We start from the raw sequence: 15212 nt of genomic DNA on the forward strand, positions 1-15212 counted from the left end.
ATGGCGACCAACGAGAAGGAGCCGGAGCAGAAGGAGTGGGCGGACGCCATCAAGGTGATCATGCCGACCTTCGAGAACGGCCTGACCCACGTCAACATCTCCGGCGTCGCGCTGGCCAAGAACGCGCCGAACCGTGACAATGCCGTCAAGCTGATGGAATTCCTGTCTGGCGACGAGGCGCAGAAGATCTACGCCGAGCTGAACTACGAATATCCGCTGGAGCCGGGCATCGAGGCGTCCGAACTGGTCAAGTCCTTCGGCGACCTGAAGCCCGACACGCTGCCGCTCGACGAGATCGCCAAGTTCCGCACCAAGGCCTCCGAGATGGTCGACGAGGTCGGCTACGACAACGGGCCGCAGAGCTGAGCCCATCTGACATGCTAACAGGGCGGTGCCCGGCCTATCCTCGTCCCGGGCACCGCGTCCGCCGCCGAAACTCACAGGTATTTATGGGCTAGCAAAACGAACTTATGGATACTGCGGCAGAGCAGAATTCGTGATGGTCACAACGCGGATGGGAAAAGGCCGACGGGAGTAGTCGAAGCATTTACTCGCAAGCAGGCTCGTATATGGTCGAGCCGTCGACCAGCATGAAGTCGCGAGCCGGTCCATCGTCGCCCATCATGGTCCCGTGGATCGTGATGATGTGGAACGGCTCGGCTTTCCCTTCAGGGTCGACCGCGCAGACTCCAACAATTGAAGTGCCGCACGTCCGCAGATCGAAGGTTTTCGCGCGGTCGGTGACGGGGTACTGGTCGACGGTTCGCCAGTCCGACGAGATCTGCAATTTGGTCGTGTCGGCCGTGCTGCGATAGCGGTTGCATTCGGCGGCTGATTCGGGGGCGGCTGTCGCTGTTAATACACCGAGAGAACAGCAAAGGACGATGGTGCTGCGCATAGGGTGTTCTCCGGCTTCGAGGGTCAAAGGAAGCTGGCGCCGGCGCGGTCCTTGTAGCGATTGGCGCTGCGGATATAGATGCGGACAGTCCGCGGGTCCGTGTGGCGGCTCTGGTCCATGATGCGATTGATGTCGGCGCCGCTCTCGGCCGCGCTGGTAACAAACCCGGCCCGGAGGCTCCGTCCGGCGAAGCTGCTTTACGTCCAAGCCGGCAGCGGAGGCGTACCGCTTCACGATCAGTGCCACGCTCTGTGGGGTCAAAGCGCCCTGCCCTATCAAACCGCTCTTGGTAATCGGTCGGAATATCGGGCTATCCTCGATCCCGGCAGCCTCCAGCCACGCGCGCAACGCCTCGATGGGCCGTAGGCGCGTTCCATGCGGGATGCTGATCTCGTGGCCTGCGCCTTCTTGATCGGTCTTCGATCGAAGAATGCGAACGTCGGCTCCCTCGTCCGTAAAGCTGATGTCCCCCACGCGGAGCGCGACGAACTCGGAACGGCGGAAGGCACCGGCAAAGCCGAGAGCGAGCAAAGTATGATCCCTGATGCCCTGCACGGTGGCCGGGACGCGCGACAGCATGAGGGCAATCGCGGTGGCGGTGGCCGGTGCCTTCTGGTCAACGACGGTCCAATCTCGCGACGGATGCTGCGAATGGTTGCCTCCACAGCGGCGGAATCGGTGGTGCTGCGCAGATTCGCGGCCTTATGGGCAAATCGAATATCTGCGCGTTGAGGGCGCATTCGAAGGCGGCGAGCACGTAGGCGAAAGAGCCGCCTCCAGAACCGCGATCCGTGCCATCCGCGCGTCGATCAAAGCCGCCTGCCGATCCAGCAGGGCGTCCTTCTCAGCGTCGGTCAGCAAGCGCCGGGGCGGGTGAGTCATGGGAATCTTGACTCATATCCAGTCCCTCAAATCAAGACAGAATGCCACCCACGTGAGCAGTTACTCCCTGAGAGCATCGCCTTCGATCGGATGGTGCAACTCACCAAGATGCGGTGGCGGATCGAGCGCGACTATCTCGAGCTCAAGCAGGAGCTTGGGCTCGGCCACTACGAGGGCCGCGGCTGGCGGGGCTTTCACCACCATCCAACGCTCTGCATCGCAGCATACGGATTCCTGATCGCCGAACGGGCGAGGTTTCCCCCCTCAGCACTCGCCCCAACCAAACCCCGACGCCTGGCGTTCCCGGAGGTCGTCCATCCCGCAGCGCCGCCACTGCGATCCGAACGGCACGTGCCAAACTCGATCGCGATCCTGCGAAGACGCCTCGCAACAGCACTCGCGCGAAGTCTCGAGCGATGTCCCTGTTGTGCAACTAAATATACATCAAGCCCAAACCTGCGCTGTTCATGACACAGTAGGATTAGTACCCTTCAACGCTACAGCTTTTCGTCGATGATCGACGCCATTTGCTCTGGGGAGAGAGAGCCAGCATATTTGTCGCCGTTGATGAAGAATGTGGGCGTGGCGTCGACGCCGAACTCTTGCTGCCCGCGCTCCTGCGTCTCAATGATCTGCTGCTGGAGCTCCTTGTTATTCAGGCAAGCGGTGAAGCTCTCCTCAGTGAACCCGGCCAGCTTGGCAATGTTGAGGAGCGCCACGGACGCGTTTTCGGCGCGTGCCCACGCGTCCTGCTGCTTAAACAGGACATCGAGCATCGCCGTGCGCTGGGCATCGGTCTCTGTGCAGCGCGCCAGCATGAAGGCGCCGAGCGCGCGCGGATCGAAGGGGAACTCGCGGATGATCAGCTTGGCCTTGCCGGTATCAATGTAGTCGGCCTTGATCTGCGGATAGCTGTTCTCATGGAAGTTGGCGCAGTGTCCGCAGGTCATGGAAGCATATTCCACGATCGTCACCGGCGCGGTGGGATATCCAATCACGATGTCCGGCAACGGGCCATCGGCCATCAGCTCGGCAACATCTACGGTGGCGGAGGGCCCCGGCGCCTCGGTAGATGCGGGGCCATTGGAGGTCGTTTCGTCTGCTTGCTGCGCGGAGGCGCTGGTGCTTGCCACGTCGGTATATTCGGCGATGGCGAGGAGAAGAAGGATCGCGCCGCACCCGGCGAACCTGCGAAATAGCTGCGATGAAACAGTTATTTGAACACTACTACGGTTGGTAATCTCGGTCACTGCTGATCTCCATAGTCCAAGAGTGAGGCTTTTGGGACCACCGATTATGTGGCGGCGAAGCGGGTGAAAATGACAAGGCCGGCGATCAAGAGCGGCTGGTGGAACAGGTAGATGGGCAGCGTTCGTCGGCCGACCCAGGCGAGGCCTCGGATGACGACACCATTGGCAGGCTTTGGCGGTACGTCCCGCGTCCTTTGCTTTGACAGAAAAAGCCGGGTGCACGCAATGCCTGCGAGCGTGACGCCGAACCACGGGAAGACAGGAACAAAGTCGTTCGCCATCGGCGGTTCCGCGGCTAAGCCGACCCATGCAAGCATTCGTGTGTCGAAGGCGGACGTCTCAAAGAGGAACGGTGCCGCGAGGACCGCAAAGGAGGCGAAGAAGATCAGTCCAGTCGGAAGAGGCAGGAAGGCGAGCCCGATCACCGAGGCCAGCGCGATTGAATGCAGTATCCCGAAATAGATGAAGGCGTCGGGGAACAGGAAATAGGTAACGATCGAGATCGCGACGGCGGCCGTGATGAGTTTGACAAGCCGCTTGATGAACTTCCACCAATGAAGATTGCTGTTATGAGCAAGAACGAGGCTGACGCCGACAAGAAACATGAAGGAGCCGGCAAGAGCTCTAGCGAAAACCGTCACCGGCCCGCTGAACATCAGATCCGGCAAAATCAAGCCGAAGAAGTTCAGGTCCCAGCCGAAATGATAGGCGACAACACCGATGATGGCCAAGCCGCGCCAGACATCAATAAAGACGTACCGAGCTGGAGAGGCAGACTTGGCTTGGGCCGCCACCGCGGTAGCATGCATGTTCTCGCGAGCCGACAGCATCAAGTTCCCTGGCTAACCGCTAGCAAGACCGCGCGCAAGGCGTCCTGCACTCCGACACGCCGGCTTCTCAGCAGGTGGTCAAAGAGCCGGGCGGCTGAACGCCGCGTGCCGGGTGACATCATCGAACAAGTCCTTGATGAGCGCCTCGTTGGCGTCTAGCCCCTCCAGCGACTAGAGGAGCAAGATAAAATGTCTTAACGAAGATATTCGATCAGCGAAGCTTCAGAGCGCAGCGGCGTGAAGATCACGACGATACGGTTCTATGAGGATATTGACCTGATCGCCCCCCGCTCGCACCAGTGGCAACCGCCGGCAGTACAGTGCTTCGGACATTGATTGCATTGCCTTTATCCGGCACGCGCGCGAGCTCGGCTTCGAGATCGAAGACATACTCGGCCCTCTCGTGATGGCCCGAAGGCCAAACGCCTCGTGTGAGGAAGCCGATCCGATTACACCGACGACGGCCGTATGGCGCTGAACCACCTGCCCATTCTCCACGGCCTCGATCGCCGCGGCCGGAATATTGTCCATTACGTAGCGGGCCGGACTGACCTGCATCGACTGGACGCAGCCGATATTGGTTTGGAGCTGGCTGAGCCGGATGTTGGCCGGAACGTACATCGCCTTGTAGGTGTGCTCGGCGGCGACGCCGTCATCCGCAAGGCCGTGGCGGGCCTGAAAGCGTCTCACGCCGATGTCGAGGTGTCGAAAACCGGCGAGCCGTTGCCTGCCGCACGCGGCAGGTCCCCTGCTATAACAAGGCGCTCGCGCAGGATCGGAACGGCGGAATGCTGGACGCCGAGCTGGAGCTTTGCCTGGTCCGGCACCATCGGCCAGCCGCCGGCCATCACGATCTGCGTGTAGCTGTTGATCGCCTGCTGCATCGCCGTGACGGTGTTCTGAGAGAAGACCGGCTGGTGGGACGCCACGTTGCGGGCCGTCGATTGGCTCATGTCGAACTAGTCGTTCGAGCGGCCGCGCTTGGGCGCCGTCAAGCGCGTCGAGTGCAGTTTGGGGGAAAGCGGATCCGGGAAGCGCTGCCGCACCGATGGCCGCTGCGCCCGACATGAAGCGCCGGCGCGAAAGCTTGGACTGGGCGAAGCGCAACTTGCCGTCGACCATGTGGCCCCCTAGAAGAACTCGTTCGGTCATCCGGGCAGCAGTAGCCCGCCTGTCGCAAACCAAACGAAAATGTATGGCGAAAGATCGATGAATCTGCGCCGGTTTCACCGCCCTCTAATCCTACTGCGTCATAAACCTGGCAGGATTCGGTTTGGCGGATATTTCGTTGCACAACAGGGACATCGCTCGAGACTTCGCGCGAGTGCGCTTGTGAGGCGTCTTCGCAGGATCGCGATCGAGTTTGGCACGTGCCGTTCGTATCGCAGTGGCGGCGCTGCGGGATCGACGACCTCCGGGAACGCCAGGCGTCGGGGTTTGGTTGGGGCGAGTGCTGAGGGGGGGAAACCTCGCCCGTTCGGCGATCAGGAATCCGCATGCTGCTGCAGAGCGTTGCATGGTGGTGAAAGCCCCGCCAGCCGCGGCCCTCGTAGTGGCCGAGCCCAAGCTCCTGCTTGAGCTCGAGATAGTCGCGCTCGATCCGCCACCGCATCTTGGTGTGGTCTCACCGTCACATTCACCACCGCGGCGGCTCTCGTTCACCAGCTCATGGAAGCCCGGGACGAGCGCCGTCTTCTGAAGCAGCAACGCGATCTTCAGGCGGTGCAACTCCTCATCGTCGACGAACTCGGCTACGTGCCGCTGTCGCCGACGGGCGCGGAGCTTCTGTTCGAGGTGTTCTCGCTGTAGCGCGTCAACCATGATGTCCGGTTTGGCTGTCGCTCCCTGGTTCGGTTTGGTTGTCGCTGAGGCTGTCGCGGACGATTTGCGGTCCGCCGTCGATCCGTATTGCGGCGGAGCGCCGTCGGTAGCTTTCGGCGTTCATCTCAAGGATGGTCGCGTGGTGGACGAGACGGTCGATGGCGGCGACAGCGACAGCCTGCTCGGGGAAGACTCGGTCCCATGCGCTGAAGGGCTGATTGGCGGCGATGGCGAGGCTGCGATGCTCGTATCGCCGGGCGATCAGCTCGAACAGGACACTGGTCTCGGCCAGATCCTTGTTGGCGTAGGTGATGTCGTCGAGGATCAGGAGGTCGAACTTGTCGAGCTTTCCCAGAGCCGCCTCCAGGGCGAGGTCGCGGCGGGCGGCCTGTAGCCGCTGCACGAGATCGGTGGTGGGGGTATAGAGGACGCGGTAGCCGGCCTCCACCAGGGCATGGCCGACGGCCGCCAGCAGATGCGTCTTGCCACTGCCGGAGTTGCCAATGGCGACCAGATTGTCGCCGGTCTCGATCCAGTCGCCGGCGGCGAGCGCGGTGACCCTGGCCTTCGGCACGGTGGGCAGCGCGGCAAAGTCGAAGGTCGCCAGGGTTTTGCCGGCAGGCAACCTGGCCTGGACGAGGTGGCCGCCATGATCTTCCGTTCGCGATATCCCGATCTTCAGCCACCCGAGGCTAGAGACCGCGCAATCAATGCGCGGTTACCCTCCAGCTTGAGCAAGCTCGCTGAAGATGCCGCTGATGAGAAGGACGACCTCCTAACGCTTGCCTATGCGCCCTCAGTTAGACCGGAGCTCTCGCTTTTCGATCACGTTCTCGGTGAGCCGAAAAGAAGCTTCGTGCCGCCGCTTGGGCCGAAGGACCATCCCTGGGCCGCAACGCCACTGCCGGCCTCCGCCTTCGCCAAGAATGAGCAGACCTGCCTTGCCAACGGCATCTACTTTGAGGCGCGCGGCGAGGAGGAGAAGGGCCAGGCCGCGGTCGGGCAGGTCATTCTGAACCGGGTGCGCAATCCAGCCTATCCAGACACCATCTGCGGCGTCGTGTATCAAAATCAAAACTGGAAGAACCGCTGCCAGTTTTCCTTCGCCTGCGACGGCATTGAAGACCGCATCACCGATCGCCGCTCCTATGCGGCAGCCGAAATGATCGGCCATAAGGTCACCAACGGAGAGATCTGGCTTCAAAGGGTCGGTTCCGCGAACAATTACCATGCAACCTATGTCAGCCCGCGGTGGGCCCAGGCAATGGAGCGCGTCGACCAAATCGGGCTCCACATCTTTATCGAACGTTTGGCGGCGGCTGGGATTGAGTGGCGGCGCTCCGTCCAATGTATTAATTACAGCCGATTGCGAGGCTCATCCTCCACGAGAGCTATGCAACCCAGCTGCTGTGCAACGGTGTGGGTACTAATTACCTGGCTCTGTGTCCCGTCCCCGACGTCGGCGTCGGCTCTCCGCCACCCTCGTCTCATCGTGCGCCTCAGGCAAATCTACTCTATGCAATATGCAGAAGCTGGATGGCTCAATTCTCGGAAAGGTAGCGTCACATGACATCAATTGGCCTTCGTGGCCTCGCTGCTGCGGCGGTAGTTGCAGGAATGATGGCGCCGGTGATGGCGCAGGTACCGGCCCCTGCCCCATCCTCACCGCCTTTGGAACAGCAGACACTGGAGAACGACGATTCTGTGGCGGCGACGGTCAATGGTCAGCCGATCTTAAGATCGGAGGTCTTGGAAGTGATTAGCGGCTTGCCGCCACAATACCAGCAGGTGCCGATTGGGGTACTGATACCCCAGATGGCCGAACAGATTGCTGCCGTCCGGCTCGTAGCCGAGAGGGCTTATGAGGCTGGACTTCAGAACGATCCAGAGGTGCAGGCGCGCTTGAAGAAGGAGGAACGCCGCATTGTCGGGGACGTCTGATTGCAGCGCGAGTTGGATCGTCGCATGACCGAACAGGTATTCCAAGGGGCTTTCGAGGACTACCTCGCAAACAATCCACCGCAGGAGCTGCTGAAGGCGCGCCATATCCTGGTGGAGAGTGAAGACAAGGCCAGAGAGCTTATTGAGCAGCTCAAGAACGGAGCTGAGTTCGAGGATCTGGCCAACGCAACTACGACCGATCCATCTGGACAGCAGGCGGGAGGCGATCTCGGATGGTTTTCAAAAGGCCAGATGGTGCCTGCATTTGATGCGGCTGCATTCGAACTAGACGCCGGTGAATTTACGACAGAGCCGGTCAAGACGCCGTTCGGATGGCATGTGATCCTGGTCGGGGAAAGGCGCACTCCTCCGCAGCCGACTTTGCAGGAGATGAAGCCGCAGCTTCACCAACAGCTGGTCCGAACTCTGGTGTCTCAGATCATGGCTGAGGTGAAGCAAGGGGCCGACATTCAGGTGATGGACGTGAAGGACGACCTGCCGAGTTCTCCCGAGGCAGCACAGGCAGGACCGATTTCCGGCACCGCGATCGAAAAACCGGAAGCGCAGCAGTAATAGATAGGGAAGCTCAATCCGTTGACTCGCGGCACAACCGCGCGATCCCACGCGTTCACCGCACCATCACCTCTGCTCCCACATCAACGCGCTCGTAAAGGTCGCTGACGTGCTCGTTGAGCATCCGAATGCAGCCGTTCGAGACGGCCTTTCCGATCGATGATGGCTCGTTGGTGCCGTGGATCCGGTAGAGCGTGTCCCGGCCGTCCCAGTAGAGATAAGTGGCCTGCCGATCGGCAGCGCGAGCAACACACGACAGGGCGGGTATCTTCATTCCCCTAGGGTCGAGACTCGATCAAACCCAGAAAGCGATGATGGTCACCAGGGCGACGGCGGACAGGAAGTTCGCGGCGAGCTTGTCGTAGCGGGTTGCGATGCGTCGAAAGTCCTTGAGGCGGCAGAAGGCAGCTTCGATCCGCCAGCGCTCGCGGTAGCGTCGTTTGTCGTAGACGACTGGGGGCTTCCGGCTCGATCTGCCTGGGATCACGGGCCTCCCGCCGACATTGCGAAGCCGCTGCCGCAGAGCATCAGCATCATAGCCCTTGTCAGCGGTGAACCAGCGCACCGGTCCCGCAGCATCCAGCAGATCATTTGCGGCACCCACGTCGCTGATATTGCCGGGTGTCAGCCGGAGGATCGCCGGGCGGCCGAGGCAGTCGGTGATGGCATGGATCTTTGTTGTCTGCCCACCTCGGGAAGGGCCGATTGCCTGCGTCTTCGCCCCCCTTTTCCTCCATGAGCAGATCGGTGTGCTTTCACGTAGGTGGAGTCGATCGAGGCTGAGCGGCTCAGCACACCTGTTGCGACCAGTGCCTCCAGAATGCTGGTCCAGATTCGCCGTCGGGACCAGCGGTTGAAGCGGTTATAGATCGTCGTTGCAGGTCCGTATTCGCTTGGGCAGTCCTGCCAACGGCTGCCGGTCTTGAGAACGTGCAGGATACCGCTGATGACCCGGCGATCATCTACGCGACGCGCCCCTGGCTGGTTCTTTGGCAGATGCGGCTCGATAGCGGCCCACGCCTCGTCGTTCAGCCAGAACAGTCGTGCCATCCGATCCTCCCTTGGCTCCTTTGCGCACGAGGGAATCCGATTTGCTTCGAAGCTTCAACAGGCTGAATGGGTATCGACCCTAGCATTCCGCTCCGGCGAAGCCTTCCAGTTCAATTGGAGCGAGGACCATGCCTTGATCGGCGCTGATCGAACCAAGCTGCAGGCCGCTCATATAGCAGGCGGCCGCGTAGCGCCGGTAAAAAACCTCGTCGCCGCGGTTCACGCCTGATGCTTACCGTGACGGACGAGGCGGCGTTCGAGCGTGCCCTGGCGCAGAACCCCGATCATCTGCCGGCGCGTTCTTCCTCGCCCTGAACCTGTCGCAGGAAGGGCGCCGTGACGAGGCCGCGACCGCCTGGACGCAGCTGGTGGAGATGAGCCCGCCCGACGCACCCTGGCTGGAAATCGCCAATGCGGCGATCGCCGATGCGCGCGGCGACGCGGCGCCGGCCGCCGGCACGGCGCCCCTGGCGCAGACGGCGCCGGCCCCTGGGCCAGACGAGGCCGATATCGCAGCGGCCGCCGAGATGGCGGCGGACGACCGCCGGGCGATGATCGAGGGCATGGTGTCGCAGCTTGCGAGCCGGCTGGAAAGCAACCCCGACGATGTGGAAGGATGGAAGCGGCTGATCCGGTCCTATACCGTCCTCGGTGACGACGAGGCCGCGGGAGCGGCCTATCGTACGGCGACCCAAACCTTCACCCCCGAATTCGCCGCCGGCCGGGAAATCGCCGCTTTCGGCGACGAGCTTGGGCTGACAGCCGAGGGAAAGACGCAGACACAATGACCCGCAAGAGCAAACGCCTCGCCTCGATCGCCACGATCCTCGTCGTCATCGGCGGCGCGGCGGCCCTCGTCCTGACGGCGCTGTCCGACAGCGTGGCCTATTTCCACTCGCCCAGCGACATCGTCGCCAAGGCGCCGGCGCAGAGCCAGCGCATCCGGCTCGGCGGTCTCGTGGAGGCCGGCTCGGTCGTGCGCGACGGCTCGCAGCATGTCAGCTTCAAGGTCACCGACTCGCTGGAGAGCGTCGAGGTCGCCTATACCGGGCTCCTGCCGGATTTGTTTCGCGAGGGCCAGGGCGTCGTCACCGAAGGCACGCTGGGCCCGGACCGCATCTTCATCGCCGACACGGTGCTGGCCAAGCATGACGAGACCTACATGCCGAAGGAGGTCGTCGGCGACCTGAAGGAGCGCGGGCTCTGGGAGGACGGCAAGGGCATGGTGAACAAGGACACGCCCGAGGCGGTGGTCACGCAGACGTCGGGGGCCGGCTCGTGATCGTCGAGATCGGCCATTACGCCCTGATCCTGGCGCTGTCCCTGTCGCTGGTGCAGTCGGTGCTGCCGGCGATCGGCGCGCGCAGCGGCGACGCCCGGCTGATGGAAACCGGCACGATCACCGCGACCGGTGCCTTCGTTCTCCTGATGCTGTCCTTCTCGGCCCTGACGGCGGCCTATGTGACATCGGACTTTTCGGTCCTCAACGTCTTTCAGAATTCACACTCGCTGAAGCCGATGCTCTACAAGGTCACCGGCGTGTGGGGAAACCACGAGGGCTCGATGCTCCTGTGGGTCCTGATCCTCAGCCTGTTCGGCGCGCTGGTGGCGCTGTTCGGCCGCGACCTGCCGGCCAGCCTGAAGGCCAATGTGCTGGCGGTGCAGGCCTGGATCACCGCCTGCTTCCTGCTCTTCATCCTGACCACGTCGAACCCGTTCACCCGCGTCTTTCCGGCGCCGATGGAGGGGCAGGACCTCAACCCGATCCTGCAGGACATCGGTCTCGCGATCCATCCGCCGCTCCTGTATCTCGGCTATGTCGGCTTCTCGATCGCCTTCTCCTTCGCCGTTGCCGCACTGATCGACGGACGCATCGACGCGGCCTGGGCCCGCTGGGTGCGGCCCTGGACGCTGACCGCCTGGGTGTTCCTGACCGCCGGCATCGCGATGGGCTCCTACTGGGCCTATTACGAGCTCGGCTGGGGCGGCTGGTGGTTCTGGGACCCGGTGGAGAACGCCTCCTTCATGCCGTGGCTGTCCGGCACCGCGCTGCTGCATTCGGCGCTGGTGATGGAAAAGCGCTCGGCCCTGAAGATCTGGACGATCCTTCTGGCAATCCTGACCTTCTCGCTGTCGCTGCTCGGCACCTTCCTAGTGCGCTCGGGCGTCCTGACCTCGGTCCATGCCTTCGCCACCGACCCGACCCGCGGCGTCTTCATCCTCGCCATTCTGTGCCTGTTCATCGGCGGATCGCTGGCGCTGTTCGCGCTGCGCGCCTCGTCGCTGGAGGCGGGCGGCCTGTTCGCGCCGATCAGCCGCGAGGGGGCACTGGTCGTCAACAATCTGTTCCTGACGACGGCCACCGCGACGGTGCTTGTCGGCACGCTCTATCCGCTGGTGCTGGAAGTCCTAGGCGGTGCCAAGATCTCGGTCGGCGAGCCGTTCTTCAACCTCACCTTCGGCCCGCTGATGGTGCCGCTGCTGTTCGCCGTGCCGTTCGGCCCGTTGCTGGCCTGGAAGCGGGGCGACCTGCTGGCCGCGGCGCAGCGGCTGTATTTCGCCATCGGCGCGGCGATGCTGACCATCCTGATTGCGGTGGCGCTGACCTCCGGCACGCGCATCCTGGCGGCGCTCGGCTTCGGCCTTGCGGTGTGGCTGATGGCCGGCGCCCTGACCGATCTGTTCGTACGTGCGAATTTCGCCAAGGTCGGCTGGCGCACGGGACTTGCCCGGATGCGCGGCCTGCCGCGCTCGGCCTTCGGCACGGTGCTGGCGCATTTCGGCCTCGGCGTGACAGTGCTCGGCGTGATCACCGCCTCGGCCTTCCAGACCGAGACCGTGACGGCGATGCGGGCCGGGCAGACCGTGAATGCGGGCGGCTACGAGGTGCGCTACGAGGGCGCCCAGCAGCGGCAGGGGCCCAATTACGAGGAGCAGGTGGGTACCTTCACGCTGCGCCGCGACGGTCTCGATGCCGGCACGATCGAAAGCGCCAAGCGCTTCTATCCGGCACGGCAGATGCCGACGACCGAGGCCGGTATCCACACGCGCTGGTTCTCGCAGCTCTACATCTCGCTGGGCGATCCCTCACCGGACGGTGCGTCGATCGTGGTGCGCGTCTGGTGGAAGCCGCTGATCACGCTGATCTGGATCGGCGCGATCTTCATGGCGGTAGGCGGCACGGTGTCGCTGTTCGACCGGCGCCTGCGGGTCGGTGCGCCGGCGCGCAGCCAACCCAAGCGGAAGATCGTTGCGAGAACAAGCGCATAGGGCGTTTTTCCGACATTTCCCAGTGCTGGCCCGTGCGGCCAGTATCAAAATCGGTCCTAAAAGGTCCAAATGGCAGTACGCCATTCCGGGCGCTAGAGCGGTTCATGTTTTGACGGAAGCGTATCCGGCATTGGCGAAGTAGTTTGCGCATTCGCCGGGCTGGATGGTTTCGACGAGGGCGCCGAGATGGCGCCAGGTATCCTCGATGCTGCGCTTCTCGGCCATGCGCATCCAGTGCTTGATCTTGGCGAAGGCCTGCTCGATGGGATTGAGGTCGGGCGAGTAGGCCGGCAGGTAGCGCAGGCTTGCACCGGCCGACCGGATCAGCTGCCGGATGGCAGCCGATTTGTGACTGCCGAGATTGTCCATGACGACGATGTCGCCGGGCTTGAGGACCGGCGGCAGGACCTGCTCGACATAGGCCCGGAAGCAAATGCCGTTGATCGGTCCGTCGAAGACGCAAGGGGCGGCAAGGCGGTCGCAGCGCAGGGCGCCGACAAAGGTCAGAGTTCGCCAGTGGCCATGTGGCGCAAAACCACGCAGGCGCTAGCCCTTCGGGCTCCAGCCGCGCAACGGCGCCATGTTGGTCTTGATCCAGGTCTCATCAATGAAGACCAGCCGCTGTGGATCGATCCGGGCCTGCCCCGATCGCCAGCGCCGCCGTCTGCGGGCGATGTCGACGCGTGCCTGCTCCAGGGCGTGAACAGTTTATGGAATGGCTCGCCCCTTTCCCTCGGCGCATGATTGCGTCGTCGATGAGGATGGCAGGGAGGCGAGCCGATGAATAAGATCAGGGTTCTTGGTATCGATCTTGGAAAGGACGTTTGCAGCGTTGTTGGCCTTGATGAGGCTGGGAAAGTGGTGCTGAGGCGCCGAATGCGTCGGGACAGCGTATCGAAGCTGGCGGCGGGCATGCCGGCCTGCGTGATGGCAATGGAAGCCTGTTGCGGCGCCCACCATCTGGGCCGCCAGCTTTGCGAGCAGGGCCACGATGTCCGGTTGATGTCGCCCGAATATGTCCGGCCCTACGTGAAAGCGCAGAAGAACGACGATCGGGATGCCGAGGCGATCGCGGAAGCCGCGACCCGTCCCACGATGCGCTTCGTTGATCTGAAGAGCGACGAGCAGCTCGACATGCAGAGCCTGCACCGGGCTCGGGATCGGCTTGTTGGGGAGCGCACGGCTCTGATCAACCAGCTTCGGGCGATCTTGCTCGAGCGGGGGATCGTGATCGCCAAGGGGCGGCGCAAGCTTCAACTTCGGCTGGAACAGCTTCTCGCCGAAGAGACGGCGATCGGCCGTCGGATGAGGGTGCTGATCGAGGATATGCGGGACGAATGGCGCGCCCTCGACAACCGGATCGGGGCCCTCGATGCGGAATTCGCGGACCTCGCCCGCACGGATGCATCGATGAGGCTGCTGTCGACGATACCGGGGATCGGCCCATTGAATGCGACCGCCTTCGTCGCTTCGATCGGAAAGGCCGAGACGTTTGTCCGTGGCCGTGACCTCGCGGCCTGGCTCGGTCTCGTCCCTCGACAGATGACGCCCGGGGGCAAGCCGCGACTTCTGGGGATCACCAAACGCGGCAACGGCTATCTCCGGCGAATGCTGATCCATGGAGCGCGAGCGGCGCTGCCATCTCTGGCCAAGGGGAAGACGCCGATGGGCGAGTGGCTGCGTGGATTGCTGTCGCGAGCGCACATGAACACAGCCGTCGTCGCGCTGGCGGCGAAGATGGCCAGGATCATCTGGGCGGTGCTGAGAAGCGGCCGCCCCTTCGAGATGGCTGCGTCGCCGTCAGCCGGATGTGTCAGTTCGTAGCGGCGTCGCGACATCAAGGCCTCCTCGTTCGGACCCTTGAATCAGTCGCGTTATCCGTTGCCAACCAGATTTATGAGTTTACGGCCTAGCGAGGTGCCGCTGGAGGCGACCATCGGCGAAGCGGCGATCATCGACATTTCCGACGTTGCGCCTAACGAGGAGATCACCGCCGAGCGGCTGGCCGAGCGCGGCGGTGATGTGCGGCCGGGCGACATCGTCCTCATCAAAACGCGATGGGACGAGAAGCACAGCCTCGACACTCCCGAGTTCTGGACAGAATCGCCCTATCTATCGCGCGGGGCGTGCGAGTGGCTCCTGTCCACCGGGCTAAAGGCAATGTCGCCCGACTTCCCGCAGGACTACCCGATCCACGGCCTGCTGAAGGGCGAGGTAGCCCCGATCGAAGACTTCGTCAGCCACGACGTGCTTTTGCGCAACGGGGTAATCCTCATCGAATATGTCGATAATTTCGGCGCCCTCACGGGCGATCGCACCTTCATCTATGCCCTGCCGCTGTGCCTTCCCGACTCGGACGGCAGCCCCGCCCGGGTGATCGCCGTCGTCTGAGGCCCGTACCCATGGCCGGTAAAGTATGATCGCCAGCTATCGACGGAGATGAAGCGGCTGAATTGGCTCCAGGATGAGAGCGTGAAGCTGATCAAAGGCGCTCGGAACGGTCGCCGTTGACCTTCTGGATTAAATCACCGCGGAATTTCAATTACATACGTGTTCGCAGTTTTATTCTGACCGGCGCACCATTCTTTCATGACATCGCGAGAATGCCCGAATGTCCGCTTTTGCGGATGATGGCGTTTGCGCATGCCCGATCTGGCATGCCTGTTCCCGCGTGCAGTTCTTCAGGACACCGCTAGA

Annotated in this window: 16 protein-coding genes and 7 pseudogenes; 12 read left to right on the top strand and 11 right to left on the bottom strand. The window is 62.7% G+C overall.

Features of this window, described 5'->3' with window-relative positions:
* Positions 1–366: hypothetical protein (locus tag H536_RS24825; RefSeq protein ID WP_024352321.1), on the top strand; the 366-nt coding region annotated here is incomplete at its 5' end.
* A 181-nt stretch (positions 367–547) separates the two neighbouring features.
* On the opposite strand, the gene H536_RS25245 is transcribed toward H536_RS24825, so the two are convergent.
* Positions 548–1477, bottom strand: a complete 930-nt coding sequence (locus tag H536_RS25245) for a site-specific integrase (protein WP_060577025.1) — start codon at positions 1475–1477, stop codon at positions 548–550.
* A 405-nt stretch (positions 1478–1882) separates the two neighbouring features.
* Here H536_RS25245 and H536_RS25535 point away from each other — a divergent pair.
* Positions 1883–2251, top strand: a pseudogene (locus tag H536_RS25535) (hypothetical protein); the annotation flags it as partial.
* A 26-nt stretch (positions 2252–2277) separates the two neighbouring features.
* On the opposite strand, the gene H536_RS0121155 reads toward H536_RS25535, so the two are convergent.
* Positions 2278–3030 carry a DsbA family protein gene (locus H536_RS0121155; RefSeq protein WP_244495492.1) on the bottom strand — a complete coding sequence of 251 codons (753 nt, stop codon included), beginning with the start codon at positions 3028–3030 and terminating at the stop codon, positions 2278–2280.
* A 44-nt stretch (positions 3031–3074) separates the two neighbouring features.
* On the bottom strand, positions 3075–3860 hold the full coding sequence (locus tag H536_RS0121160) for a heparan-alpha-glucosaminide N-acetyltransferase (protein ID WP_051141672.1): 786 nt from the start codon (positions 3858–3860) through the stop codon (positions 3075–3077).
* Between the two features lie 237 nt (positions 3861–4097).
* On the opposite strand from H536_RS0121160, the gene H536_RS25540 reads away from it, so the two are divergent.
* Positions 4098–4196 (top strand): hypothetical protein, encoded by a 99-nt coding sequence (locus H536_RS25540; protein ID WP_373279303.1) that lies wholly within the window; start codon positions 4098–4100, stop codon positions 4194–4196.
* Positions 4197–4546: 350 nt separating this feature from the next.
* Here H536_RS25540 and H536_RS25255 read toward each other — a convergent pair whose 3' ends face one another.
* From H536_RS25255 to H536_RS25260, 3 genes and pseudogenes are all read right to left on the bottom strand, one after another.
* The gene (locus tag H536_RS25255; protein WP_024352326.1) at positions 4547–4813 is read right to left on the bottom strand and encodes a hypothetical protein; all 267 of its coding nucleotides are present in this window, start codon (positions 4811–4813) and stop codon (positions 4547–4549) included.
* Between the two features lie 64 nt (positions 4814–4877).
* Positions 4878–5012 (bottom strand): annotated as a pseudogene (locus tag H536_RS25410) (twin-arginine translocation signal domain-containing protein); the annotation flags it as partial.
* A 90-nt stretch (positions 5013–5102) separates the two neighbouring features.
* Positions 5103–5475: pseudogene (locus H536_RS25260) on the bottom strand (IS701 family transposase); the annotation flags it as partial.
* A gap of 5 nt (positions 5476–5480) precedes the next feature.
* Between H536_RS25260 and H536_RS23995 the strand changes: the two are divergent.
* Positions 5481–5663: pseudogene (locus H536_RS23995) on the top strand (ATP-binding protein); the annotation flags it as partial.
* Between the two features lie 10 nt (positions 5664–5673).
* Here H536_RS23995 and istB read toward each other — a convergent pair.
* Positions 5674–6324 (bottom strand): annotated as a pseudogene (gene istB / locus H536_RS0121175) (IS21-like element helper ATPase IstB); the annotation flags it as partial.
* Between the two features lie 6 nt (positions 6325–6330).
* Between istB and H536_RS25450 the strand changes: the two are divergent.
* From H536_RS25450 to H536_RS22905, 3 genes are read left to right on the top strand one after another with little or no spacing between them, the layout of a single operon-like run.
* Positions 6331–7251 carry a cell wall hydrolase gene (locus tag H536_RS25450; RefSeq protein WP_051141673.1) on the top strand — a complete coding sequence of 307 codons (921 nt, stop codon included), beginning with the start codon at positions 6331–6333 and terminating at the stop codon, positions 7249–7251.
* Positions 7248–7622, top strand: a complete 375-nt coding sequence (locus tag H536_RS23485; RefSeq protein ID WP_155898579.1) for a hypothetical protein — start codon at positions 7248–7250, stop codon at positions 7620–7622. Before H536_RS25450 ends, H536_RS23485 begins: the two co-directional genes overlap by 4 nt.
* 24 nt (positions 7623–7646) lie before the next feature.
* Positions 7647–8195, top strand: coding sequence for a peptidylprolyl isomerase (locus H536_RS22905; protein ID WP_155898580.1), 549 nt, complete (start codon positions 7647–7649; stop codon positions 8193–8195).
* Positions 8196–8250: 55 nt separating this feature from the next.
* On the opposite strand, the pseudogene H536_RS22910 reads toward H536_RS22905, so the two are convergent.
* From H536_RS22910 to H536_RS24840, 3 genes and pseudogenes are all read right to left on the bottom strand, one after another.
* Positions 8251–8424 (bottom strand): annotated as a pseudogene (locus tag H536_RS22910) (L,D-transpeptidase); the annotation flags it as partial.
* 66 nt (positions 8425–8490) lie between these two features.
* Positions 8491–9245 (bottom strand): IS5 family transposase gene (locus H536_RS25265; protein ID WP_425304061.1). Its coding sequence is split into 2 segments (ribosomal slippage): positions 8491–8904 and positions 8907–9245, totalling 753 coding nucleotides; the frame shifts between segments, so codons are not numbered across the junction.
* 79 nt (positions 9246–9324) lie between these two features.
* Positions 9325–9468 (bottom strand): hypothetical protein, encoded by a 144-nt coding sequence (locus tag H536_RS24840; RefSeq protein WP_162142676.1) that lies wholly within the window; start codon positions 9466–9468, stop codon positions 9325–9327.
* Between the two features lie 151 nt (positions 9469–9619).
* On the opposite strand from H536_RS24840, the gene H536_RS0121205 reads away from it, so the two are divergent.
* From H536_RS0121205 to H536_RS0121215, 3 genes are read left to right on the top strand one after another with little or no spacing between them, the layout of a single operon-like run.
* On the top strand, positions 9620–10033 hold the full coding sequence (locus H536_RS0121205; protein ID WP_024352330.1) for a tetratricopeptide repeat protein: 414 nt from the start codon (positions 9620–9622) through the stop codon (positions 10031–10033).
* Positions 10030–10527: a cytochrome c maturation protein CcmE gene (ccmE, locus tag H536_RS0121210; RefSeq protein ID WP_024352331.1), complete on the top strand. Its 498-nt coding sequence runs from the start codon at positions 10030–10032 to the stop codon at positions 10525–10527. The genes H536_RS0121205 and ccmE overlap by 4 nt, the downstream gene beginning before the upstream one ends.
* The gene (locus H536_RS0121215) at positions 10524–12515 is read left to right on the top strand and encodes a heme lyase CcmF/NrfE family subunit (protein WP_024352332.1); all 1992 of its coding nucleotides are present in this window, start codon (positions 10524–10526) and stop codon (positions 12513–12515) included. Before ccmE ends, H536_RS0121215 begins: the two co-directional genes overlap by 4 nt.
* 102 nt (positions 12516–12617) lie before the next feature.
* Here H536_RS0121215 and H536_RS22915 read toward each other — a convergent pair.
* Positions 12618–13223 (bottom strand): annotated as a pseudogene (locus H536_RS22915) (IS630 family transposase); the annotation flags it as partial.
* A gap of 72 nt (positions 13224–13295) precedes the next feature.
* On the opposite strand from H536_RS22915, the gene H536_RS0121225 reads away from it, so the two are divergent.
* On the top strand, positions 13296–14339 hold the full coding sequence (locus H536_RS0121225; protein ID WP_024352333.1) for an IS110 family RNA-guided transposase: 1044 nt from the start codon (positions 13296–13298) through the stop codon (positions 14337–14339).
* A 93-nt stretch (positions 14340–14432) separates the two neighbouring features.
* On the top strand, positions 14433–14906 hold the full coding sequence (locus H536_RS0121230; RefSeq protein WP_024352334.1) for a cyclase family protein: 474 nt from the start codon (positions 14433–14435) through the stop codon (positions 14904–14906).
* Positions 14907–15212 lie beyond the last annotated feature (306 nt).

Source organism: Aurantimonas coralicida DSM 14790 (genome assembly GCF_000421645.1).
GTDB classification, from domain to species: domain Bacteria; phylum Pseudomonadota; class Alphaproteobacteria; order Rhizobiales; family Rhizobiaceae; genus Aurantimonas; species Aurantimonas coralicida.